At 51.8% G+C, this 25,874-nt stretch carries 21 protein-coding genes and 4 pseudogenes; 14 read left to right on the forward strand and 11 right to left on the reverse strand.

Features of this window, described 5'->3' with window-relative positions:
- Positions 1-210 precede the first annotated feature (210 nt).
- A pseudogene (locus ELK40_RS15470) lies at positions 211-651 on the forward strand (helix-turn-helix domain-containing protein); the annotation flags it as partial.
- A 115-nt stretch (positions 652-766) separates the two neighbouring features.
- Here ELK40_RS15470 and ELK40_RS15475 read toward each other — a convergent pair.
- From ELK40_RS15475 to ELK40_RS15485, 3 genes are read right to left on the reverse strand one after another with little or no spacing between them, the layout of a single operon-like run.
- The gene (locus ELK40_RS15475; RefSeq protein WP_127731712.1) at positions 767-1,999 is read right to left on the reverse strand and encodes a pyridoxal phosphate-dependent aminotransferase; all 1,233 of its coding nucleotides are present in this window, start codon (positions 1,997-1,999) and stop codon (positions 767-769) included.
- A 16-nt stretch (positions 2,000-2,015) separates the two neighbouring features.
- Positions 2,016-3,704: a pyridoxal-dependent decarboxylase gene (locus ELK40_RS15480; protein ID WP_127731714.1), complete on the reverse strand. Its 1,689-nt coding sequence runs from the start codon at positions 3,702-3,704 to the stop codon at positions 2,016-2,018.
- On the reverse strand, positions 3,697-4,656 hold the full coding sequence (locus tag ELK40_RS15485) for a DMT family transporter (protein WP_127731716.1): 960 nt from the start codon (positions 4,654-4,656) through the stop codon (positions 3,697-3,699). The genes ELK40_RS15480 and ELK40_RS15485 overlap by 8 nt, the downstream gene beginning before the upstream one ends.
- Before the next feature lie 546 nt (positions 4,657-5,202).
- Here ELK40_RS15485 and ELK40_RS15490 point away from each other — a divergent pair.
- Both ELK40_RS15490 and ELK40_RS15495 read left to right on the forward strand, forming a co-directional pair.
- A pseudogene (locus ELK40_RS15490) lies at positions 5,203-5,451 on the forward strand (ATP-binding protein); the annotation flags it as partial.
- Between the two features lie 68 nt (positions 5,452-5,519).
- Positions 5,520-5,822, forward strand: a pseudogene (locus ELK40_RS15495) (transposase); the annotation flags it as partial.
- Between the two features lie 436 nt (positions 5,823-6,258).
- Here the strand turns inward: ELK40_RS15495 and ELK40_RS15500 are convergent.
- The 3 genes from ELK40_RS15500 to ELK40_RS15510 form a co-directional block, all read right to left on the reverse strand.
- The gene (locus ELK40_RS15500) at positions 6,259-6,477 is read right to left on the reverse strand and encodes a hypothetical protein (protein WP_127731720.1); all 219 of its coding nucleotides are present in this window, start codon (positions 6,475-6,477) and stop codon (positions 6,259-6,261) included.
- Between the two features lie 463 nt (positions 6,478-6,940).
- Positions 6,941-7,630 carry an inovirus-type Gp2 protein gene (locus tag ELK40_RS15505; protein ID WP_127731722.1) on the reverse strand — a complete coding sequence of 230 codons (690 nt, stop codon included), beginning with the start codon at positions 7,628-7,630 and terminating at the stop codon, positions 6,941-6,943.
- Between the two features lie 181 nt (positions 7,631-7,811).
- On the reverse strand, positions 7,812-8,066 hold the full coding sequence (locus ELK40_RS15510) for a YkgJ family cysteine cluster protein (RefSeq protein WP_127731724.1): 255 nt from the start codon (positions 8,064-8,066) through the stop codon (positions 7,812-7,814).
- A 220-nt stretch (positions 8,067-8,286) separates the two neighbouring features.
- Between ELK40_RS15510 and ELK40_RS15515 the strand changes: the two genes are divergently transcribed.
- Positions 8,287-9,378: a DUF4236 domain-containing protein gene (locus ELK40_RS15515; RefSeq protein ID WP_061097595.1), complete on the forward strand. Its 1,092-nt coding sequence runs from the start codon at positions 8,287-8,289 to the stop codon at positions 9,376-9,378.
- A 35-nt stretch (positions 9,379-9,413) separates the two neighbouring features.
- Here the strand turns inward: ELK40_RS15515 and ELK40_RS15520 are convergent.
- A pseudogene (locus ELK40_RS15520) lies at positions 9,414-9,497 on the reverse strand (YkgJ family cysteine cluster protein); the annotation flags it as partial.
- A gap of 164 nt (positions 9,498-9,661) precedes the next feature.
- On the opposite strand from ELK40_RS15520, the gene yeiP reads away from it, so the two are divergent.
- Positions 9,662-10,234 (forward strand): elongation factor P-like protein YeiP, encoded by a 573-nt coding sequence (gene yeiP, locus ELK40_RS15525; protein WP_008500940.1) that lies wholly within the window; start codon positions 9,662-9,664, stop codon positions 10,232-10,234.
- Between the two features lie 99 nt (positions 10,235-10,333).
- Here the strand turns inward: yeiP and uxuA are convergent, their stop codons facing one another.
- On the reverse strand, positions 10,334-11,524 hold the full coding sequence (uxuA, locus tag ELK40_RS15530) for a mannonate dehydratase (protein ID WP_127731726.1): 1,191 nt from the start codon (positions 11,522-11,524) through the stop codon (positions 10,334-10,336).
- Positions 11,525-11,729: 205 nt separating this feature from the next.
- Between uxuA and ELK40_RS15535 the strand changes: the two genes are divergently transcribed.
- The 9 genes from ELK40_RS15535 (at position 11,730) to yejF (ending at position 23,322) form a co-directional block, all read left to right on the forward strand.
- Positions 11,730-13,196 carry a fructuronate reductase gene (locus ELK40_RS15535; protein WP_127731728.1) on the forward strand — a complete coding sequence of 489 codons (1,467 nt, stop codon included), beginning with the start codon at positions 11,730-11,732 and terminating at the stop codon, positions 13,194-13,196.
- A gap of 124 nt (positions 13,197-13,320) precedes the next feature.
- Positions 13,321-14,307 carry a GTP-binding protein gene (locus ELK40_RS15540; RefSeq protein ID WP_115875861.1) on the forward strand — a complete coding sequence of 329 codons (987 nt, stop codon included), beginning with the start codon at positions 13,321-13,323 and terminating at the stop codon, positions 14,305-14,307.
- 33 nt (positions 14,308-14,340) lie between these two features.
- Positions 14,341-15,054, forward strand: a complete 714-nt coding sequence (locus tag ELK40_RS15545; RefSeq protein WP_181899759.1) for a phosphatase PAP2 family protein — start codon at positions 14,341-14,343, stop codon at positions 15,052-15,054.
- Positions 15,055-15,469: 415 nt separating this feature from the next.
- On the forward strand, positions 15,470-16,039 hold the full coding sequence (gene mepS, locus ELK40_RS15550; protein WP_127731730.1) for a bifunctional murein DD-endopeptidase/murein LD-carboxypeptidase: 570 nt from the start codon (positions 15,470-15,472) through the stop codon (positions 16,037-16,039).
- A gap of 127 nt (positions 16,040-16,166) precedes the next feature.
- Positions 16,167-17,723, forward strand: a complete 1,557-nt coding sequence (locus ELK40_RS15555; protein WP_127731732.1) for a cyclic di-GMP phosphodiesterase — start codon at positions 16,167-16,169, stop codon at positions 17,721-17,723.
- Positions 17,724-17,796: 73 nt separating this feature from the next.
- Positions 17,797-19,602, forward strand: coding sequence for an extracellular solute-binding protein (locus ELK40_RS15560; protein ID WP_127731734.1), 1,806 nt, complete (start codon positions 17,797-17,799; stop codon positions 19,600-19,602).
- A gap of 9 nt (positions 19,603-19,611) precedes the next feature.
- Positions 19,612-20,706, forward strand: a complete 1,095-nt coding sequence (locus ELK40_RS15565) for a microcin C ABC transporter permease YejB (RefSeq protein ID WP_029740961.1) — start codon at positions 19,612-19,614, stop codon at positions 20,704-20,706.
- Positions 20,706-21,731 (forward strand): ABC transporter permease, encoded by a 1,026-nt coding sequence (locus ELK40_RS15570; protein ID WP_115875865.1) that lies wholly within the window; start codon positions 20,706-20,708, stop codon positions 21,729-21,731. The genes ELK40_RS15565 and ELK40_RS15570 overlap by 1 nt, the downstream gene beginning before the upstream one ends.
- Before the next feature lies 1 nt (position 21,732).
- Positions 21,733-23,322 carry a microcin C ABC transporter ATP-binding protein YejF gene (yejF, locus tag ELK40_RS15575; RefSeq protein ID WP_127731736.1) on the forward strand — a complete coding sequence of 530 codons (1,590 nt, stop codon included), beginning with the start codon at positions 21,733-21,735 and terminating at the stop codon, positions 23,320-23,322.
- A 3-nt stretch (positions 23,323-23,325) separates the two neighbouring features.
- Here yejF and ELK40_RS15580 read toward each other — a convergent pair whose 3' ends face one another.
- From ELK40_RS15580 to rsuA, 3 genes are all read right to left on the reverse strand, one after another.
- Positions 23,326-23,670: a YejG family protein gene (locus tag ELK40_RS15580; RefSeq protein ID WP_008500952.1), complete on the reverse strand. Its 345-nt coding sequence runs from the start codon at positions 23,668-23,670 to the stop codon at positions 23,326-23,328.
- Positions 23,671-23,949: 279 nt separating this feature from the next.
- Entirely contained in the window at positions 23,950-25,146 is a 1,197-nt protein-coding gene (locus tag ELK40_RS15585) for a Bcr/CflA family multidrug efflux MFS transporter (RefSeq protein ID WP_127731738.1), read from the reverse strand.
- A gap of 15 nt (positions 25,147-25,161) precedes the next feature.
- The gene (gene rsuA / locus ELK40_RS15590; protein WP_021241522.1) at positions 25,162-25,869 is read right to left on the reverse strand and encodes a 16S rRNA pseudouridine(516) synthase RsuA; all 708 of its coding nucleotides are present in this window, start codon (positions 25,867-25,869) and stop codon (positions 25,162-25,164) included.
- Between the last annotated feature and the right edge of the window lie 5 nt (positions 25,870-25,874).

Below are 25,874 nucleotides of genomic sequence, written 5' to 3' on the forward strand. Positions count from 1 at the left end.
TTTTATTCTTTTTTTGGCTTTTAGCATAACACTGTAATTAATCATTATTTTCTTTTAAGTTTTAAATTACCCCCTCATGTAGGGACTGCCCTATAGTTTGAGCATAAGGCACAAAACGATTTACTGTTACCAACGGTGCAAAACTGATCCACCCCAGCGGTTGAAAATTGATCCAGGGGTTAATCTGCTCCTCTGAATACAGGGGGGCTAATGATCACTTTTGATATTCGTATGGAAATTAAAGTCCTGCACAAGCGGGGAATGAGTATCCGGGCCATTGCCAAGGAGCTGGGTATTTCGCGCAATACTGTCCGCAGCCACCTGAAAGCCAAATCTGAAAAGCCGCAGTATTCACCACGCCCGGCACCATCATCACTGCTCGATGAATACCGTGATTACATCTCTAAGTGGATCAGCGATGCGCATCCCTACAAAATCCCGGCGACCGTTATTGCCAGGGAAATCATGGAGCTGGGCTATCGTGGAGGGCTTACTATCCTGAGAGAGTTCATCCGAAAACAGACCCTGCCAGCACAGGCAGAACCGGTCGTTCGCTTCGAAACCGAGCCCGGACGGCAGATGCAGGTTGACTGGGGGACCATGCGAAACGGCAAGTCCCCCCTGCATGTGTTCGTCGCTGTTCTGGGATACCAGTCAATACCAATCTCAGTGTATCAGATACGTCTGAACCATGGGTGGCATTTCGCGAACAACTAGGGCGTTTTCCGTATTGTGCTGCTTCGGTGACCAAAGCAGCACAATCATTTTACACGAAAGAGCGTGAACTTAGTGCCTGCCATTTTTTTAGCCGAGACAAGGCTTCATCAAGCACATCATCTGAGTGTACCAGTGCAATCCTTACCCGGCCTATCCCCCCAGGACCAAAACCACTGCCAGGGGCAACTAAGATACCGGTGGAATCAAGCAGATGTTCAACAAATCTCAGGTCATCGCCCTCTGCAAAATCCGGAGGAAGCGGTGCCCACAGGAAAAAAGTGCCCTGGGATAAAGGTATATTCCAGCCCAGAGATGCCGCACCATTAACAAAACGACGCATGCGGGCTGCATAGATTGTGCTGTTGCACGCAGCGATAGTTTCCAGCTCATCAAGTATTTCTGCTGCAACGCATTTTAACGGGAGAAACGCGCCAAAATCGGTATTGAATTTTATATTCCGTATCTTGTCTATCAGTTCTGCCGAACCGACTGCAAAACCGATACGCCAGCCTGCAAGATTACATGATTTGCTCAAACTGTGAAGTTCCACTACTCGTGAGAGTGCTCCCGGTAATGGCAGGGCCGCGCCACTGAGTACGCCATTAGATGGCGATTTAAACGAAATCTCGGCATACGCCCTGTCAATAACAACCCAAAGATCATGCTCTTCAGCAAATTCCAGAACCTCCTTAAGTTTTTCAGGAGATAATTCCACGCCTGTAGGATTACCTGGTGAACAAATAACCAGCAGACGTGCCCCCTGTAATTGATCGGGCCGAATTGAGGTTAACTCAGGCTGGCCTGACGGGTCGCAGGAGAAAAGCTCGACACGAGCGCCAATCAGCCGGGCACTGCTTTGATAGACTGTATACGATGGGTCCGGCATAAGTACAGCCTCTCCTGGATTCAGGCAGGACAGCAGGCTATAGAAAATGCCTTCCTTGGAACCTAGCAAATCGACCACATGTCGTTCAGGATCGAGTAAAAAAGGTGCATCATGGGACAAGAAACGGCGTTGATAGTAGGCAATAAAACGTTCATATAAATGGCGGGTAATGTCTGAACGGAAATCGCCGTAGCCGTGAAGATCATCCCTTCCGATAAAGTACTGCAGGCGGCTGCGCCAGTGTGAACTTGGTGCGAGATCGGGATTACCGATTGACAAATCCAGTAGCGGCCTCCCCATAAAATCAGGCATCTCCTGACGTGTTCGGTAACGTTCAACCAGTATTTTTAGCAAAGAAAAAGAATCTCGGGGCGTAGTATTAGTCATCTGGATCATGCTGTAAGCCTGCTGATTAGCGGATAGGTTGTGCAAACTGGGTTCGACTAAGGGTCTTTTGCCCCGTCCGCAAACGAGTCTGAAAATCGTGGAACTGTCTGGCGATAAGTGACACAGTCTCATCCCACTCGTCATCATGGTGTTGTTGCATTGGGTAAAGAAGGAAGGCTGTGGTAACTTTATTCCGATCATTCTCAATACGATATCCCGGCACAATGCTAAATAGTGGCAGGTCGTAACCTGCATTCACTCGTTCCCAACATTCCTGCATAAAACTCATAGCAAGCTCTTCCCGGGAGGATGCCAGTGCGACCACATCAGGATCGAATGGAATATCAAATACAACCTCCCATCCAAGGCTGGAATAGTTAAGCACCCGGAACAGACGGTGGCGTTCGAGGGCACTGGTCAGGGAATCACGTGCTTCATGAAGGTGGACAAGATAAGCAGCATATCCGTTACGACCAAGTTTACGAAGGTTTATCCAGGCAGCAAGAATCCCCTGTGCCGGGCGAGAATTCTCAAAGGTGTAACGGTAGGCCCGGAACTGACCATACTGAAAATCTTTCTCTACGTAATGGTAATTTCCGTCACCAAGCTCATCCATAAAACGTCGATCACGCGATACAAAAAAGCTGCTGGCATATGGACACAGTCCATTCTTATGAAAATCAACACCCAGCGAATCAAAAGCCCCTATACCGCGCAGGCGATAATGAACTTCAGCAACACGAGCTCTGATTCGTGGGCTGGAAATCTGATAGATTGGCTCTCCTTTATTAACATCTGGCTGACTCAGGTACAGCCAGCCGATCACACTGTCCAGATGTAAATAAGGGCGTTCTTTTAAATTGTTTTCCCGTGCGAATGCTTCGGTGATATCAATAATCTCTCGAGTATCCTCACAGTTGAAATTGATCGTTGTTCCCCCGCAGCATATGATTGCGGCAACCCTGCGTCTGCGGAGATGCTGTTCGTATAAAGTGGTGCGTAAAGCCTCTGCACACATTCGTCCTTCATTGTTGGCAGATACTCTCAGGCAGTTATCGGCTCCCAGTCCAAGCATGCTGGCAGCATGTTCCACACAGTAATGTGCGCCCTCACTGCATAAAATAACGATATCATTAGGCAGGCCAGTACGCTGTGAATTAGGTGCAATACGACTCAGCGCTGATTTTATTGCGTACATGATGGTTAATTTCCCACCATTACAGGCAATACCCATTGCATGCTTCCAGCCAGCCCACCTGCCTATACGGCGGGCAACCAGTTGTTCTGTCAGCAATGCTTCCCCACCGAAAGCATCCATTAGACTATTAGTATTATATGCAGTGGCCAGCCATGCGCCTGCTGTTGCAGCAATACTTGGATCGGGCACCATATTGAACAACGAATTGCGAGACTGTGGGCGAATTGCACCACGGAAATATCGGGCTACTTCGTTGTGTAGTTCAGCCTCACTGGCTGGAGTTTCATCCTGATCACGTTCAAGCTCATCAAGATATGAGAACGGTTGTATTGGATACTTTGGGCCAAGAGTCAGCAGGGCATCGGGAGCGAATGTTAATTCCGGCAGTATGGATTGACTTGCCCGAGCATTAAGTTGAATATGACGATTCAGAACCTGAACATAATCAATCAGAGTCTGCAGGTTTTCTGATTCTGAAGATCTGGATGATTGCTCAATAAACTGTAACTCATTCATAATGCTTTTCCTTTTGCGTAATGGTAATTATGCTTTGCTTCGTGAAAGGCGCAGAATTTTGGTTGTGACGTAATGCCAGCCCGGTTAAACCAATACAGAAAAAAAATATGCCAGCCCATTGCATGGCATTAACTGGTACTGCAAGCCACCATCGGGAGAACAGGACTGAAGCAGGTATTTCAATAAGAGCAAACACCGTTGCCAACACAGGACCGCCAGCTGCAATAGCCCGAACATAGAGCACGTCAGCCATCACTGTTGGTACCAGAATTAACGCCACAACCAGTATCCATAAATAAATATTGCTATCTAATGACAGGCCTACTGATGTATTGCCTTGTAACGGAGCCAAGAATGCAGCACCAAGACCAAGGCTGAAACTCACAATAACCCATGAATCGAGTTTGCCCAGCGAACGCGTAAACAAGGGAAATAACCCATAACAAACCCCGGAAAGTAAACCCCATCCCAGTCCGTATAACCACTGTCTGCTAAACGTTACAACATTGGTTTGTTCTCCCTGACTGTGTAAAACAGTCAGGGTTAGCCCCGCCAGACCAAGCAGAACCATCAAAAGTGATATAGTATCAGGACGTTCCCTATAAAATATTCGATTTATCGCAACAGTGAACAGCGGGCCTGTGCATAACATAATGATAGCCAGGCTGCTCCCTATCCCTGCCACTGCAGAAGAAAATGATATGCTACTCAGTGCCTGACAAACCAGGCCGATAGCTGCCAGCCCCCCCCATTGTCTAAGGCTAAGTGCATGAATCCGGCCCAGCATAATTGCGATAAGTAAAGTCAGCACAAATGCACCACCCAGGCGCAATATACCAAGTTGTATGATACTCACTCCGTAATTAAGTAAGTAATGAGTAATTAAGCCCAGTGTTCCCCACATAACTCCTGCTGCAAGGGCCAGAGTAATCGCTGTAAGTGAGGACCTCATTTTTCCATGTTCCTGCTATATAGAAAGAACAGTCCGACTGGCGAAGAAAATTGTGAGGTTAATTTTTTACATATCGCATAAAATGCAGATAGTGGTGTCAGATTCTGTTTTCTTTTCATTTGATGCCAGCAAGAAGATAAATCGCCATAATATATTACCCTGTCTGGGTTAAATATCATGTTTATTGTAATAAAACCCTATCCAATACTAGACATCAAATAGTTTTTACGAGCTGTTACCTCAGCAATTAATGTTACTTTCTTGTTTAAGTTAAAATGTAACCGCACAACCGTTCTGAAGCTTCCCGGAGAACGCTCAGAGCAGCACAGCACTGTAAACCGAACCAGCCCGGCGGAAGGACGCTGTTAGTTACAGCTGGTGACGGCACCATCCATTAACCAGATTGCTGGTTTACCGGTCCAGGACATAGCGTAAGCGTGCAGCGAGAACCGTATTGACGGGGATGTGTTATTCAGTTGGCAGTGCTACACACCAGGGGAGCAGTTCGCTGACCCGGTTTCCAACGTAGAGTTTTCTGCCATCCAGCTCGGTTAATACATAGATATGTCAAACGCGGAAACGGGCGTGCTGTTCGAGCTGATAGCCCATCGCTATGAGCGCGAACGTCTGGTTATCACCAGCAAGCATCCGTTCAGCGCCTGGAGCATCATCTTCGTGGATGAAACGATGGCGGTGGCAGCAGCCGACCGACTGATCCATCACGGATATATGTTCGAACTAAAAGGAGAAAGTTATCGGAAAAAGACAGCGAAGGAAGTAACCAGCGTGGCTTAAAACCCCGCTCAATGGATGCGGCCAGAGTAGTTGGCGCCGGTCGGCAAAACTAGTTGACGTCTAATACTTATGCTCTGAACCAGTGGGATGCCCTGTGTTACTACTGTGATGATGGTCTGGCAGAGCCAGATAACAACGCAGCCGAACGAGCCCTTCGTGCTGTCTGTCTTGGGAAAAAGAATTTTATCTTCTTCGGCAGCGACCACGGCGGTGAGCGCGGAGCCCTGTTGTATGGTCTTATCGGAACATGCAGGCTCAATGGCATCGTTCCGGAAGTCTACCTTCGTCATATCCTGAGCGTACTGCCGGAATGGCCCAGCAACAAAGTGGCCGAACTCCGGCCCTGGAATGTAGATCTCACCAATAAATAGCCGTCAATACGGCACTCGCTGATCGCTTACGGTAAGTGTACATTGCTTCAACCGTCAAAGTTATGTCCTGAATTACGAGCGAAGCGAGTTCCGTCAAGCGAAGCGAAGACGGACAGTGAATACGGGTTAAAAAGCAATCGAAAAACTACATTTTTCTCTATATATAAAATATAAAAATTTAAAAGTGTAGTTATGTAGTTAGACACTCACTTCGTTCGTGTCCCTCGCTCCGCTCGGAATTTTGAAGTAATGTATGAATCTATCAGCAAAGCAACTATAGTTGAACTATCATGCATCTGACCGAAGCATAAAGTTAACCAGGAACAAATCACACCTTAAAACGTTCTGAGAGCGCCTGTAAGCGGCTTTCATGATGTGGGCAATGTGATTGCATACCTTACACAGAAAAACGCACTACGGGCTTTCTGTGCGATATTTACGAATCCAGTGCTTTACTACTCAATTTCGATGTTGAGTACATGCGTGTTCCCTTCCCTGTTTGCGCTTTACCACGTTCTTTTGCCAGGTAAGAAAGCCAGAATACCGGACCTTCGAGTGATGAAGGATTTTCACGATGAATGACGTAGTGAACGGGATAGTCTTTAGTGGCTTTAGACAAGTTCACAAGGGTTGCTTCACCACCTGTCAGTTTCATCCAGATTTCCGTAATAATACCAGCGATCCATCTTTCATATACTCGTAAGCGAGTTCAGGAAGCGAGGAGCAGAGGTCTTAGCCAGTCAAAAGCGGCTGCTTAATTAGGGTTGCGTCTTCCGACCATCAAACGGAACTGGAACCTAAAGCAAGCCTGATGCAGCCACTCCCAGCGACTTCGCAAACATAGGAAGCAGCTCTGCGTTATACTGAAAATAGCGCGACATCACTCACAAATCATAAGCGTATTCATGAGAAACTAAAACCAATCAGTGATAATAGAAGGATTTATCAAACTAACATTGAAAACCGTTCTCAAACAGCCTGTATAAAGCTATAAGAGGTTTAAATCACGCAGGTAATGGAACGTACTACCGCAGCCTTAGAAAGGCTTAGAATGCGTTAAAGGAAGGATTTGTATTTTCTGTTCAAACTGACCTACACTAAAGATTTTACCACCTGCGTTAATTACTCTCTTTCATTCTGAGCTTAGACGTTGAAAAGATCCTCTGCCCTTCCCCAGATGAAAACTTACCGCTGTTTTTCGCGAGGTACGATATACGCTCAACAAAATCCACAAGACTATCGTGATCACCCCTTACAATAGAGTATCGACTATTCTCGGCTAAATGCACGCGACTGATATTGTCTGTTAATTCATCCCAAAGCTCACTTATCAACCCAATCATGCCTGTGTTACCAAAGCCAGCAGTTTGAACTTGGAAGTAAGGTAATGCAATCCAGCAGTGGTAATGAACCTGATTAGCAGCTTTCTTTTCTCGAACCCAGCCATAAGCAAATTTTTTGATCGGCTGTTCATTCCACGCCTTCTTTTTGAAACGACCTCTCAGCCGCTCAAAAAGATTACTCACTAAGACATTACTTTCCGTAACGTGCATCCCTTCCGGCACTGATAAGTCAAATCGGAAAGCAAAAATCTTACTGTAGTGCGATTGCATAGCCTGTAACTGCTTAATGAATGCATCAATGATTTCTTTCCTGATCGGATGATAACCTTTCTTCATCGAATCATAGTTCAAACGGTATACAAGCCCATCAAGCACATATTCAGAGCTATGGATAAGTGAGTAACGGCCATCATCACGATGGTTGGTTATTTTTTGAACGGGAGGGAAAAGCAGATCTACGGACATATAACTAACACCAGACAATAGATATTAATAATAACCAGTACGAGGGAGAGAATCCCAAGGAGGACCAAGCCCTACAGCCACTGGCATAAATGCGGTGTTAGTAGACAAATAGAAACTCCGAAAAGTTTCCACAACAAAATCTTTATTACTATACACCATCAAATTATTTATGGCAACAACTTCATGATAAGGTCAGCTTTTCAAGATGAATCAAGTAACCCATAGCCTCATCACGATTTGTATGGCACATATCGAGTGAAGGGCGCAGATTGCTACACACCTTGGGGCGGTGGATTGACCCAAAGATGTTGCATAAATTATCTTCCGATAACTGCACACATCTTACATTTGCTGGCTTGCCTTGCGGCATTCCGGGAATTGGGCTTGATATAGAAGGAGCAATGCAACAGGCCCCACAGTCGATTCGGCATTCCATCAGGACCTCTTAAATTCTTTGTCTTCGAATAAAACATTAACACACTGTCACAATCGGAGCGATAGCATGTAACCCAGAACTATTCCCCTATAAAATGAGCGATTTTCCTCTTAGATGGGTTAATGTTCCTTTAAAAATATGAAACATATGCTGTAAAATCCACCAGTTACACTGCCCTAGCTTACGATGAATTAAGCCCCTCGTTTTACAAGGAGTTACCATGAGCTTTTACATTAAGAAAAGCATTCGAGTCGGACCGATGAGATTTAACCTATCCAAATCAGGAGTCGGTGCATCTATTGGTATAAAAGGACTGAGGTTTGGTACTGGCCCAAGAGGAAATTACATCCACATCGGTGCTGGCGGAGTCTATTATCGTGCTTCGCTTTCACCAAGCCTGGTCCCACAGAACAGAAAGAAAGTTCAACATGTACCAGACCAATCCCCAATAGAACATGACACTACACATGCACCTCTCGAGGAAATCGAGTCATCCCATATCTCGGAAATCGTTGATTCAAGTTCCCGAGAACTGCTTGAAGAGTTGAACAACAAACGTAAGAAGTCACAAATATGGCCCTTGGTCATGTGCCTTTCGATTGCGCTGTTACTTTACGGTTTTTCACAGACATGGCCTGAGTGGTGCCTCGCTATAGGATTTATCGTAGGGGTAGCAATCTCTGTTTTTGCTTACATGTACGATCAGCTAAGAAAGACTACTGTTCTTTTTTATGACTTTGATGATCAAATGATGGCATGTTACCAGCAACTTCATGATAGTGGAGCCAAGCTCGCAAGCTGCTCAAAAGTATGGCATATAGAAGCTTCTGGAGCCGTTTATGACCCCAAGTATCATGCCGGAGCTGGTAACTTACTACGCAGAAAAGTCACATCAATCAGCAAATCAAAGCCTCCCTTTGTTAAAACAAATATTGAGACGATTGCTATCAATGTCGGTCGCCAAACATTGCATTTTTTTCCAGATAGAGTACTCGTTTATGACCGTGAAGGTGTAGGCGCTGTTGGTTATAACCAGCTATTCGTTAATGTAGGTGATAGTCGATTCATTGAGAGCGAAGGAGTACCTGGAGATGCCATAGTCGTTGGCAGGACATGGAAGTATGTGAACAAGTCTGGAGGCCCAGACAGAAGATTTAAAGACAATTCAGAACTTCCTATATGTCTTTATGAAAATCTTTCGTTTACAAGTCATTCTGGACTAAATGAGTTATTACAACTGTCTAAAACTGGCTATGGAGAAAGCTTTTCACATTCAATTGAAACACTTAGCAAAAAAGTCATTTCTGCTTAGCTATGTCATTTTTATACTGAGAATAATTGACTGTTAGGCTTGCCCTCGGGCATTCCAGGAATGGGGCTTGAAATGGACGGTGCAGTACAGCACGCGCCACAATCGGGACGGCAATCCATAAATGCTCTCTTTCGCTGACGATGGCCCGCGTAGTCGGGCATCGCGCGCACAGTAACACCTTTTGCGTATTGATAGCAAAAGCCACGAATTCCACTTGCCTGAAAGGCCGCGCGCGAGTAATTTGGCGCGATATTTTTTACCTCCCGTAAACAGGATTACTGCAATGCCAAGAGCGAACGAAATTAAGAAAGGTATGGTGCTGAATTACAACGGCAAACTGCTGATTGTGAAAGATATCGACATTCAGGCACCAAGCGCCCGTGGTGCAGCAACGCTGTATAAAATGCGTTTCGCCGATGTGCGTACCGGCCTCAAAGTGGAAGAACGCTTCAAAGGTGACGATATTGTCGATACCGTGACCCTGACCCGTCGCTATGTTGATTTCTCCTACATCGACGGCAACGAATACGTGTTCATGGACAAAGAAGATTACACCCCGTACATCTTCACCAAAGATCAGATTGAAGAAGAGCTGCTGTTCATTCCTGAAGGCGGTATGCCTGACATGCAGGTTCTGACCTGGGACGGCGTGCTGCTGGCGCTGGAACTGCCTCAGACCGTCGATCTGGAAATCGTTGAAACGGCACCCGGCATCAAAGGCGCATCCGCCAGTGCCCGCAACAAACCGGCTACCCTGACGACCGGCCTGGTTGTGCAGGTGCCGGAATACCTCTCCGCTGGCGAGAAGATCCGCATCCATATCGAAGAAAAACGCTATATGGGTCGCGCCGACTGATTGCGGCGTTTTTCGGGTGGCGGCTTCGCCTTACCCGACCAACAAAAACACAAAAACCGGCTCTCAGGCCGGTTTTTTTTATTGTTGGCCCGGTGGCGCTTACAGAAGCTCCGGATACTTCGTCATCTTCAACGCCAGCTCAACGCCGCGCACTTCCGCCATCCCTTTAAGACGGCCAATCGCAGAATAGCCTGGGTTGGTTTTCTTACGCAGATCGTCCAGCATCTGGTGGCCGTGGTCAGGACGGAACGGAATAGGACGCAAATCGCCAATCTGCTTGCGACGCGCCTCTTCGGCCAGAATGGCGTCTACCACCGCCACCATATTCACATCGCCGCCCAGGTGAGCCGCCTCGTGGAAGGTTTTTGGGTTCTCTTCACGGCAGGTCGCGCGCAGATGCGTAAAATGAATGCGGTCGCCGAAGGTTTCAATCATCCGCACCAGATCGTTATCTGCCCGCACGCCGTAGGAGCCGGTACACATGGTGAAGCCGTTATAGATGCTGTCGACCGTCTCTTTCAGCCACTGCATATCTTCAATTGTGGAAACAATGCGCGGCAGGCCGAGGATTGGACGCGGTGGATCGTCCGGGTGCACGGCCAGGCGAACCCCTACCTCTTCCGCAACCGGCACGATTGCGCGCAGGAAATACGCCATGTTTTCACGCAGCTGATGCTTATCAATATTGCCGTATTCCGCCAGGCGGGCGCGGAACTGATCCAGCGTATACCCTTCCTCAGCCCCAGGCAGGCCCGCAATGATATTACGGGTCAGCTTTTCGATGTCCGCGTCGCTGGCTGCATTGAACCATTCGAGTGCCTGCTGCTGCTCTTCCGCGGTGTAATCCGCTTCGGCGCCAGGCCGTTTCAGGATGTGCAGCTCGAACGCTGCAAAGGCAATCTGATCGAAACGCAGCGCTTTTGAACCGTCCGGCATCTGATATTCGAGGTCGGTTCGCGTCCAGTCGAGGATGGGCATAAAGTTATAGCAAACCGTATCAATTCCGCAGGCCGCGAGGTTACGAATGCTCTGCTGATAGTTAGCAATCCAGGTCTGGTAATCCCCGGAATGGGTTTTGATATCTTCATGAACAGGAATGCTTTCCACCACAGACCAGGTTAATCCCTTCTCCGCCAGCAGCGCCTGACGCGTCTGTATTTCCTCTACCGGCCAGACCTGACCGTTAGGAATATGATGCAGCGCCGTGACGACACCCGTTGCGCCAGCCTGACGCACATCATCAAGAGAAACCGGATCGTTCGGCCCGTACCAACGCCAGGTTTGTTCCATTGCCTCACCCTCTTAAGTTGTTATACCAATATGCGTTACTGCAATGACGACTACCATACATGTTTGCCGTGAAGGGTCAATACACCGCCACACATTGATTGATCAAACTCACAGAACGGGGATATTTACGGCTCACCAATTTTATTTGCTGTCATATAACTTTACACTGACATTGTTAATTAATGGTTAATCAGGTGTGTATCTCATGAAGACAATTGCCTCCACCGCCCTTCCTGCCGGGGTTCAGCAACCTCGCTACGATCGCCAGTCATTACGCTCCCGCATCGTTCACTTTGGCTTTGGCGCGTTTCACCGTGCGCACCAGGCTTTGTTAACAAATAGGGTGCTGAATGAAAAAGGCGGCGACTGGGGGATTTGTGAGATTAGCCTGTTCAGCGGCGACGTGCTGATGAGCCAGCTGCGCGCGCAGGAGCATCTGTTCACCGTGCTGGAGAAAGGGGCTGAAGGAAATGAGGCGATTATCGTCGGCGCCGTCCATGAGTGTCTGAACGCAAAGCTGGACTCCCTGCCCGCCATTATTGAGAAATTTTGCGAGCCTCAGGTCGCGATTGTATCGCTCACCATCACGGAAAAAGGCTATTGCATCGATCCCGCGACCGGAAAACTCGATCTGAATAACCCCCGGATCGTCCACGACCTTGAAAACCCCTCAGAGCCACATTCTGCCCCAGGGATCCTGGTCGAAGCGCTCCACCGCCGCCGCGAGCGCGGTTTGCCTGCGTTTACCGTGCTCTCCTGCGACAACATCCCGGATAACGGGCACGTGGTCAAAAACGCGGTGCTGGGCATGGCGCAAAAGCGTTCCGCGGCGCTGTCTGAATGGATTGATAGCAACGTGAGCTTCCCGGGAACGATGGTTGACAGAATTGTTCCCGCCGCGACGGAAGCATCGCTGGCGGAAATCACAGACGCGCTCGGCGTTGAAGATCCGTGCGCTATCAGCTGCGAACCGTTTATTCAGTGGGTGGTGGAAGATAATTTTGTCGCAGGCCGTCCCGAGTGGGAAGTGGCGGGTGTCCAGATGGTGCAGGATGTTCTGCCGTGGGAGCAAATGAAATTACGCATGCTCAACGGCAGCCACTCTTTCCTGGCGTATCTCGGGTATCTTGCCGGCTACGCGCATATTAATGAATGCATGGAGGACGCGGCGTTCCGTGAAGCCGCCCGTCGGCTGATGCTGAACGAGCAGGCCCCCACGTTACGGATTAAGGATGTCGATCTCACCGCCTACGCCGATAGCCTAATTGAACGCTTTGCCAACCCGGCCCTCCAGCATCGGACCTGGCAAATCGCGATGGACGGTAGCCAGAAGCTGCCCCAGAGAATGCTTGACGGGATCCGCGTTCATCTTGAGCGAAATACGCCGTGGTCGCTGCTGGCTCTGGGCGTGGCCGGCTGGATACGCTACGTCAGCGGTATCGACGACCGTGGCAATGCGATTGACGTTCGCGATCCCCTCAGCGATAAAATCCGCGCCATCGTCAACGCCAGCAGCGACGCCGACCGCGTTAACGCGCTGCTGGGGCTGAGTGAGATCTTTGGTCACGATCTCGCACAAAACAGCGTCTTTGTGGAGACTGTCCGCCAGGCATACCAGCGCATTATCCGCAACGGCGCACGTCAGGCTGTTATCGAAACGTTAAATATTTAACGATTATTGCGCTTAACGCGAACGGATGAGGCCTCCGTTCGCCCTTCCCCTTCTCACAGGTCACGTTTTTCGCCAGGATAGAGAGAATAGTGTTATAGCATCACAATTCTGATCTGGAGCGCACGTGACCAAAACCAACCTCATCACCGGTTTTCTCGGCAGCGGTAAAACCACCTCAATTCTCCACCTGCTGGCGAATAAAGATCCGGCCGAGAAGTGGGCCGTGCTGGTCAATGAATTTGGCGAGGTGGGCATTGACGGCGCGTTGCTGTCATCCAGCGGCGCGATGATTAAAGAGATCCCCGGCGGGTGCATGTGCTGCGTCAATGGCCTACCTATGCAGGTCGGCCTCAATACCCTGCTGCGTCAGGGCAAACCTGACCGCCTGCTGATTGAACCTACCGGGCTGGGTCACCCTAAGCAAATCCTCGATTTACTGACCGCCCCGGTTTACGAGCCGTGGATCGATTTGCGCGCCACCCTGTGCCTGCTCGATCCGCGTCAGCTTCTGGATGACAAGGCGGTGGCAAATGAGAACTTCCGCGATCAGCTCGCCTCCGCTGACGTTATTGTCGCGAATAAAGCAGATCGCGCCACGGCTGAAAGCCAGGCCGCGCTGGATGCGTGGTGGCAACATTTTGGCGGCAATCGCACGCGGGTGCAGACCACCCAGGGGAATATTGATAGCGCCCTGCTTGACCTGCCTCGTCTGAACCGCACCGAGCTGCCCGCCAGCGCGGAGCATTCGCACAGTCATCCGGTTAAGCAGGGTCTGGCAGCCCTGAGTCTGCCGGAACACCAGCGCTGGCGTCGTAATCTGAATAGCGGCCAGGGATATCAGGCCTGCGGATGGATTTTTGATGCTGAAACCGTTTTTGACACCATCGGGATCCTGGAGTGGGCCCGTCTTGCGCCCGTCGATCGCGTGAAAGGGATCATGCGCACCCCGGACGGACTGGTGCGGATCAACCGCCAGGGCGACGATTTCTTTATTGAAACGCAAAACGTGGCGCCGCCCGACAGCCGTATAGAGTTAATTAGTGCGGTTAACGCCGACTGGAATGCCCTCCAGTCCAGTCTGTTGAGGATTCGTTTAAGTTCGGGCGGCTAACGTTGCCCCAGTTTTCACTCTATGCAGAACGTTATGACAACTCGATTTCCCCTGATATTACTGCTTAATGTCGCCGGTCTGGCGCTTTTCTTCTCCTGGTATATCCCGGCAGATCATGGTTTCTGGTTCCCGCTGGATTCTGCCATTTTTCACTTCTTCAATCAGGAGCTGGTGAAGAGCAACGCGTTCCTGTGGCTGGTGGCAATTACCAACAACCGCGCCTTTGACGGCTTCTCGCTGCTGGCGATGGGCTGCCTGATGCTCTCTTTCTGGCTGAAAGAGGACAAAGCCGGGCGTCGGCGTATTCTGATTATCGGTCTGGTGATGCTGCTGTTTGCTGTCGTCATTAACCAGCTGGCCACCGCGATTATTCCGGTTAAGCGTTCCAGCCCAACGCTCTTTTTCACCGATATTTATCGCGTCAGCGAGCTGCTGCATATTCCAACAAAAGATGCGTCGAAGGACAGTTTCCCTGGCGATCACGGCATGATGCTGCTTATTTTTTCCTCAATTATGCTTCGCTATTTCGGCAGAAAAGCGTTTGCCATAGCCCTGATTATTTTTGTGGTTTTTGCCTTCCCGCGCGTAATGATTGGCGCTCACTGGTTCACCGATATTGCCGTCGGTTCGCTCTCCGTTGCGCTGATTGCGCTGCCGTGGTGTTTGATGACCCCACTGAGCGACAGGATAATAGCGCTGTTCGATCGCTATCTTCCCGGCAGAGCGCAACAACAATTAAACAAATAACTAACCTAAATTAACGTGAGCTATCAGGGATCGACATGATCCCCGATAGCCTTTCCGCCACGATCTTTTCCCAGCGTCATATTCTTGCCATCACATTCATGATAAAAATGAAGCAATTGCGCGATAAAGCCTCGGATCTGTCTGCATTTTAAGCAATTACGGATTTTTACTTTCTGTATCACATTTTCTTATAAAAAAAAGGCTTTTTTTTCTCGCAATACCCCAGGCAATCGGTTAATCTCGAACTCGTTTTGCCCCATAGAGATAATTATTTCGCTGGCGAATAATTTTGTGCGCTGTACCACAAATGTGACCAGAAAGAATTGTCTCAATGTGAACAGATAATTAGTCTCGTCACGTTTGGCATTTTTATAACGATATTTGTCGTTAAGGACTTCAAGGGAAAATAAACAAAATGGTCAAATCTCAACCGTTTCTGAGATATATCTTACGGGGGATCCCGGCGATAGCAGTCGCGGTACTGTTGTCTGCATGTAGTACATCGAACACCGCAAAGAATATGCATCCTGAGACGCGTGTTGTGGGAATGGAAGATTCCTCGTCACTGCAAGCCTCTCAGGATGAATTTGAAAATATGGTACGTAATCTGGACGTGAAGTCCCGCATTATGGACCAGTATGCTGACTGGAAAGGCGTGCGTTATCGTCTTGGCGGCAGCACAAAAACAGGTATTGATTGTTCCGGTTTTGTACAGCGTACATTCCGCGAGCAATTTGGGTTAGATCTTCCGCGTTCAACCTATGAACAGCAGGAGATAGGCAAGTCGATTTCACGTACCAAACTGCGCACCGGTGATCTAGTCCTGTTCCGTGCCGGTTCTACAGGTCGACATGTTGGCATCTATATTGGTAATGACCAGTTCGTACATGCCTCCACCAGCAGCGGTGTCACCATTTCCAGCATGAATGAACCGTACTGGAAGAAGCGCTACAACGAAGCACGCCGCGTACTGACCCGCAGTTAATATGACTATCGTATCGTTGGTTATCCCTTGGCTGGCGATATGATGAAAAAAAGCACTGCTTCGGCAGTGTTTTTTTTTGCCCGTTACACTGAATACATCCAGCGGCATTTCAGGAATTACGACGTCTATGTTCACCCGCTATTTCTCCAGCAATCGCAAGATACTGATCCTCAGCATCATCACAGGCCTGATCGCCGCCCTGCTCCTGGGTTCGTTGCAATTTTTCTGGAGCTACCACAAGCGGGAAGTCAAATTCGACACCCTGATCCACGATGTGAGCATCTATATGGAGAGCTATTTCGATGAGTTAAAAAATTCTATCGATGTGCTCCAGCCGCTCACGTTAAACAATTGCCACGACGTAAATCAGGAACTCACTTCGCGCGCTGCCTTTAGCGTTAACGTTCGCGCATTCCTGCTGGTCAGAGACAAAATGGCGTTCTGCTCTTCTGCTACGGGTCCGATGAATTCCCCGATGGAGGAGCTGATACCTGAGCTGCACATCGACAAACAGATTGATATGGCGTTGCTTCCCGGCACTCCGATGTTGCCCAACAAGCCCGCCATTGCCATCTGGTACCGTAACCCGCTAGTGAAGGACGGCGGCGTATTTACCTCAGTGAATCTCAACCTGACGCCTTACTTGCTCTACACGGCTCGCCAGGACGAATTTGCCGGCATCGCCATCATCATTGGCGATCATGCGCTGTCAACGCGGTCCAGCATGCTGGTCAACGCGCACGATCTTCATGAAACGCCGGCCCGTACCGCAACGCTGAAAGACGTTCCCCTGACCATAAATCTGTATGCGGACGCCTGGACCAGCGATGAAATTCTTTACGCCCTGTTCTTCGGGCTGGTATGCGGCATTTGTGCCGGCTCGCTCAACTACTATATCCTCAGCATTCGCCTCAACCCGGGTAAAGAGATTTTGAGCGCGATTAAGCGCGGCCAGTTTTATGTAGTCTATCAGCCCGTCGTCGATGCTAAATCGCTCCAGATGACCGGGCTGGAAGTACTGATGCGCTGGAAACACCCGACAATGGGGGAAATTCCGCCCGACGCGTTTATCAATTTTGCCGAAGCGCAGAAGCTCATTGTCCCGCTGACGCTGCATCTTTTTGACCTTATCATTCACGATGCTCCCGTGTTACAAACGCTGTTACCTCCGGGCGCAAAGGTGGGCATCAACATCGCGCCGGGGCATCTGCATGCGGAAAGCTTCAAGGACGATATGCGCACCTTCAAAGCGTTACTGCCGCCAGATTACTTCCAGATCGTGCTGGAAATTACCGAGCGCGATATGCTTAACCATCGGGAAGCCAACAGCCTCTTCGGATGGCTGCATAACGAAGGGTTTGAAATCGCCATTGATGATTTTGGTACCGGCCACAGTGCGCTGATTTACCTTGAGCATTTCACCATGGACTACCTCAAGATAGACCGCGGATTTGTTAATGCGATAGGGACTGAGACGGTAACGTCGCCGGTGCTGGATGCCGTTCTGACGCTGGCAAGACGACTGAATATGTCTACCGTCGCCGAAGGGGTAGAGACACCGGAACAGGCCGCCTGGCTGCGCGAACACGGCGTTAATTTCCTGCAGGGATACTGGATTAGCCGCCCGATGCCGCTGGCGCAGTTCCGCGAATGGCGGCCTGATATTTCGGCCGAGGGTGATTAATTTCACATTGCCCGTGACGTCACTTATTATTCAGCTTAACCGAGCCGGTCTGTAAAGAGGGAGCTGCCGCGAGATGCTTATGCGCTTTATGTTGCTGATGTTGGCATTCACGAGCCTGTCCAGCCAGGCGCAAGTCATCAAAGAAAATATCGCCTTCGCGGTGATTGGCGAGCCGAAATACGCGGTCAATTTTACGCACTTCGATTACGTCAACCCTGCCGCGCCGAAGGGCGGAAAGGTCACGCTTTCCGCCACGGGAACCTTCGACAACTTCAACCGCTTCGCCCTGCGCGGCGTGGCGGCCGCGCGGACGGAATCGCTTTACGATACGCTCTTTGTCACCTCCGATGACGAGCCCGGCAGCTACTATCCGCTTATTGCCGAGAACGTGCGTTACGCCGATAACTTCGCCTGGGCGGAGATCTCCCTTAACCCTCGAGCTCGTTTTCATGACGGTACGCCGGTTAAGGCCAGCGACGTTGCGTTCACCTTTCATAAATTTATGACCGAAGGCGTTCCCCAGTTCCGCATCGTGTATAAAGGCGCGTCGGTCAGAGCCATTGCGCCGCTTACCGTGCGCATCGAGCTGAGCGAACCAAATAAAGAGAACATGCTCAGCCTGTTCTCGCTGCCGGTGATGCCGGAATCGTTCTGGAAAAGCCACAAGCTGAGCGACCCGCTTTCCACGCCTCCTCTGGCTGGCGGCCCCTACCGCATCACCGACTGGCGCATGGGGCAATATGTCGTCTATTCCCGCGTCAAAGACTACTGGGCAGCCAATCTGCCGGTAAACCGCGGACGCTGGAACTTCGACACCCTTCGCTATGATTACTACCTTGACGATAACGTGGCGTTTGAAGCGTTCAAAGCGGGGGCCTTCGATTTGCGGGTCGAGAGCAGCGCCAAAAACTGGGCGACCCGCTATATCGGCAAAAATTTCGCCAAAGGCTATATCGTCAAAGACGAGCATAAAAATGAGTCTGCGCAAGACACGCGATGGCTGGCGTTTAATATTCAGCGTCCGGTATTTAATGACCGCCGGGTGCGGGAAGCCATCTCCCTGGCCTTTGATTTTGAGTGGATGAACAAAGCGCTGTTTTACGGGGCTTACAGCCGCGCCAACAGCTATTTCCAGAACACGGAATATGCCGCGCGCGATTACCCGAAAGCCGACGAGCTGATTCTGCTGGCCCCCCTTAAAGCAGAGGTACCGCCAGAGGTGTTTACAACGGTGTTTCAGCCGCCGGCTTCAAACGGTGACGGTTACGACCGCGACAACCTGCTCAAAGCCAGCAAGCTGCTGGATGACGCGGGCTGGCATCTGAAGAATCAAAAACGTGTTGATGCCAAAACGGGCAAGCCACTCAGCTTTGAGCTGCTGCTCTCGTCCGGGGGCAACGACCAGTGGGTGCTGCCGTTTAAGCACAATCTTGAGCGGCTGGGTGTGACCATGAACATTCGCCAGGTGGATAACGCGCAGATCACCAGCCGCATGCGCAGCCGTGATTACGACATGATGCAGCGCCTGTGGCCCGCCCAACCATGGCCCAGCTCGGACCTGCAAATCTCCTGGGCCTCCAGCTACATCGACTCCTCGTACAATGCGCCGGGGGTAAAAAGCCCGGCGATTGACGCGCTGATTGCGAAAATCGTGGCGGCGCAAGGGGATAAAGAAAAGCTCCTGCCGCTCGGGCGCGCCCTCGACAGGGTCTTAACCTGGAACTACTACATGCTGCCGATGTGGTATATGGGCGAAGATCGCCTTGCGCGCTGGGATAAGTTCTCCGTGCCTGCCGTGCGCCCTGTCTACTCCCTGGGCTTTGATACCTGGTGGTATGACGTTAACAAAGCCGCCAGACTTCCCGCTGAGCGGCGATAAGGAATCATCATGGGTGCCTATCTTATCCGTCGTCTCCTGCTGGTCATCCCCACCCTGTGGGCCATCATCACGATTAACTTTTTTATCGTGCAAATTGCTCCCGGCGGCCCGGTCGATCAGGCGATTGCCGCCATTGAATTTGGCAACAGCGGCGGCATGCCCGGCGGCGGCGGTGAAGGCATGGGCGCAAGCCATGCGCGAACCGGCGTAGGGAATATCAGTGAAAGCCATTATCGCGGCGGACGCGGGCTGGATCCGGAAGTGATCGCCGAGATCACCCACCGCTACGGCTTTGACAAACCGATTCACGAGCGCTATTTCAAAATGCTCTGGGATTACATCCGCTTTGATTTTGGCGATAGCCTGTTTCGCAGTGCGTCAGTGTTAACGCTGATCAAGCAAAGCCTGCCGGTTTCGATCACGCTGGGGCTGTGGGGAACGCTGATTATCTATCTGGTCTCTATACCGCTTGGGATCCGCAAAGCGGTGTATAACGGTAGCCGTTTCGATATCTGGAGTAGCACGTTCATTATCATCGGCTATGCCATCCCGGCGTTTCTGTTTGCCGTCCTGCTGATCGTCTTTTTTGCCGGGGGAAGTTATTTTGACCTCTTCCCGCTGCGGGGGCTGGTCTCCGCCGATTTCAGTTCCCTGCCGTGGTATCAGAAAATCACGGACTACCTCTGGCATATCACACTGCCGGTTCTGGCCACGGTCATTGGCGGGTTTGCGGCCCTGACCATGTTGACCAAAAACGCCTTTCTCGATGAAATTCGTAAGCAGTACGTTGTTACTGCCCGCGCCAAGGGCGTGAGCGAGAAGCAGATCATGTGGAAACACGTGTTCCGCAACGCCATGCTGCTGGTAATCGCCGGGTTTCCGGCCACGTTCATCGGCATGTTTTTTACCGGCTCGCTGTTGATAGAGGTCATGTTCTCGCTCAACGGACTGGGGCTGCTGGGCTATGAGGCTACCGTATCGCGCGATTATCCGGTGATGTTTGGCACACTCTATATTTTCACCCTGATTGGCCTGCTGCTGAATATCATCAGTGATATCAGCTATACGCTGGTCGATCCCCGAATCGATTTTGAGGGCCGCTGATGCCGCGTTTAAGCCCCGTCAATCAGGCCCGCTGGGCCCGTTTTCGCCACAACCGCCGCGGCTACTGGTCGCTGTGGATTTTTGCCGTGCTGTTTGCCTTAAGCATGTGTTCGGAGCTGATCGCCAACGACAAGCCGCTGCTGGTGCATTTTAACGATCGCTGGTACGTGCCGGTCATCGCCAGCTACAGCGAAAGCGACTTTGGCGGCCCGTTTGCGACACGGGCGGAATATCAGGATCCGTGGCTTCGCCAGCAGATTGAGCAGCACGGCTGGGCGCTCTGGGCGCCGGTGCGCTTTGGCGCAAACAGTATAAACTTCGCTACCACGACCCCCTTCCCTTCCCCGCCCTCCGCGCAAAACTGGCTGGGAACGGATGCTAACGGCGGCGACGTGCTGGCACGCATCCTGTACGGCACGCGAATATCGCTTCTCTTTGGGCTGATGCTGACGCTCTTCTCCAGCGTGATGGGCGTTGTGGCGGGCGCCGTTCAGGGTTACTACGGCGGGAAAATTGACCTGTGGGGCCAGCGTATCATCGAAGTCTGGTCTGGTATGCCAACGCTTTTTCTGATCATCCTGCTTTCCAGCGTGGTGCAGCCGAACTTCTGGTGGCTATTAGGCATCACCGTCCTGTTCGGCTGGATGGCGCTGGTCGGCGTGGTGCGGGCGGAGTTTCTGCGCACCCGCAATTTCGACTATATCCGCGCCGCGCAGGCGCTTGGCGTTAGCGACCGGAGTATCATCTTCCGCCATATGCTGCCTAACGCCGTGGTGGCAACGCTCACCTTCCTGCCGTTTATTCTGTGCAGCTCCATCACCACCCTCACCTCGCTGGATTTTCTCGGTTTCGGGCTACCGCTGGGTTCCCCGTCGCTTGGCGAACTGCTGCTGCAGGGTAAGAACAACCTCCAGGCGCCGTGGTTAGGCATCGCCGCCTTTCTTTCCGTGGCCGTGCTGCTGTCGCTGCTGATTTTTATTGGCGAAGCCGTGCGGGATGCCTTTGATCCGAACAAGGCGGTATAAGATGACCCAGCCTCTTCTGAGTATTGATAACCTGTCGATTGCTTTTTCAAAGCAGGGTGAGACGCGCACCGTGGTCAACGATTTATCGCTGCAGATCCAGCCCGGGGAAACGCTGGCCCTGGTGGGTGAGTCGGGTTCAGGCAAGAGCGTTTCGGCGCTCTCCATCCTGCGGCTGCTGCCTTCTCCGCCGGTGAGCTATCCGCAAGGGGACATTCTTTTTCACGGCCGTTCGCTGCTGCATGCCGACGAACATACCCTGCGCGGCATTCGCGGCAACAAAATCGCGATGATCTTCCAGGAGCCGATGGTTTCACTTAACCCTCTGCACAGCCTCGAAAAACAGCTTTATGAAGTGCTCTCCCTGCACCGAGGGATGCGCAAAGAGGCCGCGCGGGGAGAAATTCTGGATTGTCTTGAACGCACAGGCATACGCAATGCGCCCAAACGGCTGAATGATTTTCCGCATCAGCTCTCCGGCGGCGAACGCCAGCGCGTGATGATCGCCATGGCCCTGCTGACGCGCCCCGAACTGTTGATTGCCGACGAGCCCACAACGGCTCTGGACGTGACGGTACAGGCGCAAATATTGACGCTGCTGCGGGATCTGCGTGACGAGCTGAACATGAGCCTGCTGTTTATCACGCACAACCTGAGCATTGTGAGAAAGCTGGCCGACAGCGTCGCGGTGATGCAAAACGGACGCTGTGTTGAACAGAATACGGCGTCCGCGCTGCTGAGTGCCCCACAGCACCCCTATACGCAGCGCCTGCTCGACAGCGAACCCTCCGGCGACCCGGTTCCTCTCGATGCGGACAGCACGCCGCTGCTGCGCGTTGAGGATCTGTCCGTCTCGTTCCCGATCCGCAAAGGTATTCTGCGCCGCATTGTCGATCGCAACCCGGTGCTGAAAAACCTCCGCTTCTCGCTGCGCCCGGGTGAATCACTGGGGCTGGTGGGCGAATCCGGCTCGGGTAAAAGCACCACCGGTCTGGCGCTGCTGCGCTTAATCGCCTCGCAGGGGGGAATCCTCTTTGACGATATGCCGCTGCACCGCTGGAACCGCCGCCAGATGCTGCCCGTGCGCCCCCGCATGCAGGTGGTGTTTCAGGATCCCAACTCCTCGCTTAACCCACGGCTCAGCGTGTTACAGATTATCGAAGAGGGTCTGCGCGTCCATCAGCCCGGCCTGAGCACGCAGCAACGCGAGCAGGAGGTCATGCGGGTCATGACCGAAGTGGGTCTAGATCCCGAGACGCGCCACCGCTACCCTGCGGAATTTTCCGGTGGGCAGCGCCAGCGTATCGCCATTGCCCGCGCGCTGATCCTGAAACCGGAGCTGATTATTCTGGATGAACCGACGTCATCGCTGGACAGGACCGTACAGGCGCAGATCCTGGCGCTGCTGAAAGGGTTACAGGAAAAGCACCGGCTGGCCTATATCTTTATCAGCCATGATTTACAGGTGGTGCGGGCGCTATGCCATCAGGTGATTGTGTTGCGTCAGGGAGAGGTGGTCGAGCAGGGTGATTGCCAGCGCGTATTTAGCGCGCCAACGCAGCGCTACACGCGCCAGCTGTTGTCGTCAGACTAGCGCTCAGAATGGATACTGGCCGGAGAAAGGCTCTGCAATAGCAACGCCAAAATTTTTCAGGCGGCAGGTAGCAGCAAACTCGTCCTGGCTTTTCACAAACAGGCACGGCTCACCTTCGCACTCCAGCACGGAGCTGTCCACTTCGATATCCGTCAGGGCCTGACTGAGACGCTCCATCACCCGCCAGGCATTTTCGTCGCTCGGGCTCAGCAGCTTGAGCGCCACCAGGCAATTTTCACAGCCCGCGACGTTTTGCGGAATCGGTTCAACTTTCGAACCAGCAAAACCCGCCGACCAGCGATAGCTCTGGGGCAAGCGATGGACAATAGAAAGTTGTAATGTATTCACGTTCGTTCCCCGGAAGCAAAATTTACTTCACAATTTATTTACATTTATAGTAACACATCATCGCCAGCCTGCACTATTCAGCACTTTTTTATCGGTATTCAGGCTCGCGTCGGCGCTATATGTACCCGTTTCTGCGATCTAACTCAACCTTTTTGAATACAATGATGTGACTTTTTACACAAATAGATTTTACATAAAATAAACAAACACGGAATAAACGAACGGGGGTTTGGTTGATATGCATCAACAAAAAAGGCCCTTCCGGGCCTTCTCTGCGTTTTAGTGGTCCGCTTTTCGCGGTCGACTGGCGTAAAGATAGAAGAGTATCGAGCTGGTTGCGCAAAAAGCCATCGCCCACAGCATGGGCCATGCCGTCGTAAAGGTGGCCATCGAAAGCAACGCCCCGACGATAGCGCCGATGCCGAAGCGGAACGTCCCTGCCAGAGATGATGCGGTTCCTGCCATGTGCGGAAACTCATCCAGGATCACCGCCATCGCATTGGACGACACCATCGACACGCAGCCAACAAAGGCCGCCACGCCGACCACCAGCGCCCAGAAGCCCACGCCCAGAAACGCGCTCACCACCAGCCAGATCGCCATCACAAACTGGATCCACAGCCCGGCGCGGAACATGTTCAGCGCCCCCACCCGCCGGACAAAGCGGCTGTTGATGATAGTCATGATGAACAGGAAGACGATGTTAAGCGCAAAGTAATAGCCGAAGTGCTGCGGCGAAACGTGGTTCAGCTCTATATAGACAAACGGCCCGGCGCTCAGGAAGGAGAACATTCCGGCGAAGCTGAACCCGCTTGCTAGCATATAGCTGAGCACGCGCTTGTGGCGAAACAGCGAGGCAAAGTTGCCGATGGTGGTACGGATGTGAAACTTCTGGCGGCGCTCGACGGGAAGCGTTTCATTAATAAAGAAGAAGATCATCGCGGAGGCCAGCAGCGCGGCCAGGGCCAGGATCCAGAAAATCACATGCCAGCTGAACCACACCAGCACCGCACCACCGGCCATTGGGGCCACCAGCGGCGCAATCGTCGTCACCAGCATGACAAACGACATCATGCGGGAGAACTCTTCTTTGGGGTAGATATCGCGCATCAGGGCGTTAATCACCACGCTTGCCGCTGCCGCCGCCAGACCGTGGAAGAAACGCATGATAATCAGATGATCGATAGTCTGCGCCAGCGCGCAGGCAACCGCTGCGGCGGCAAAGACCAGCGTCCCGCCCAGAATGACCGGCTTGCGTCCAAGGCTGTCGGCCATCGGGCCATAAAACAGCTGGCCGAGGGCAAAGCCGAGAATATAGGTGCTGAGCGTCATCTGCGCGCTGCCCGCCGGAACGCCAAACTGCGCGGAAATGACCGGCAGCGCGGGCAGGTACATATCGATAGACAGCGGCATCAGCATGGCCAGCAGGCCAAGAATGAAGACGATTTTGAACGACGAGTGTGGCCTGGTGGTCACAGAGTTCTCCTGAAATTAGTGCGAAGGCAGACCGACGCTGGCGATCTCTTCTTCCGTTAACGGGCGATATTCGCCAGGCGCCAGGTCGGGATCGAGTTCAATCGCACCAATCCGTTCGCGATGCAGGCCAACAACGTGGTTCCCCACCGCGGCAAACATACGTTTCACCTGATGGTAGCGCCCTTCGCTGATGGTCAGGCGGACCTCCGTCGGGGTGATGACTTCGAGCACCGCCGGTTTGGTCAGATCTTTTTCATTATGCAGCTGAACGCCTTTCGCGAAGTGCTCTGCCGTGTCATCCGACACCGGTGACTCCAGCGTCACGAGATAGGTTTTCTCGCAGTGGTGGCGTGGAGAGGTGATGCGGTGCGACCACTGACCGTCGTCGGTCATCAGCACCAGCCCGGTGGTGTCGATATCGAGTCGACCTGCGGCGTGCAGCTTGTGCGCCACCGGCTCGTCGAGGAAATAGAGCACCGTCGGGTGATCCGGATCGTCCGTTGAGCAGACGTAGCCTTCCGGCTTATTGAGCATGAAGTAGCGCGGACCGTGCTGCTGGGTCAGCGGATTGCCGTCATACTCCACCTGATGGTCAGGTTGCAGTTTGAACGCGCTGTCTCTCACAATGTCGCCATCCACGGTAACGCGGCTGGCGCGAATTTCGCGCCCGGCAATAGCGCGGCTTACGCCGAGTTGCTGAGCGATAAACTTATCAAGTCGCATGAAAT

Origin of the sequence: Enterobacter sp. N18-03635, assembly GCF_004006055.1 — a bacterium.
GTDB lineage: Bacteria > Pseudomonadota > Gammaproteobacteria > Enterobacterales > Enterobacteriaceae > Enterobacter > Enterobacter vonholyi.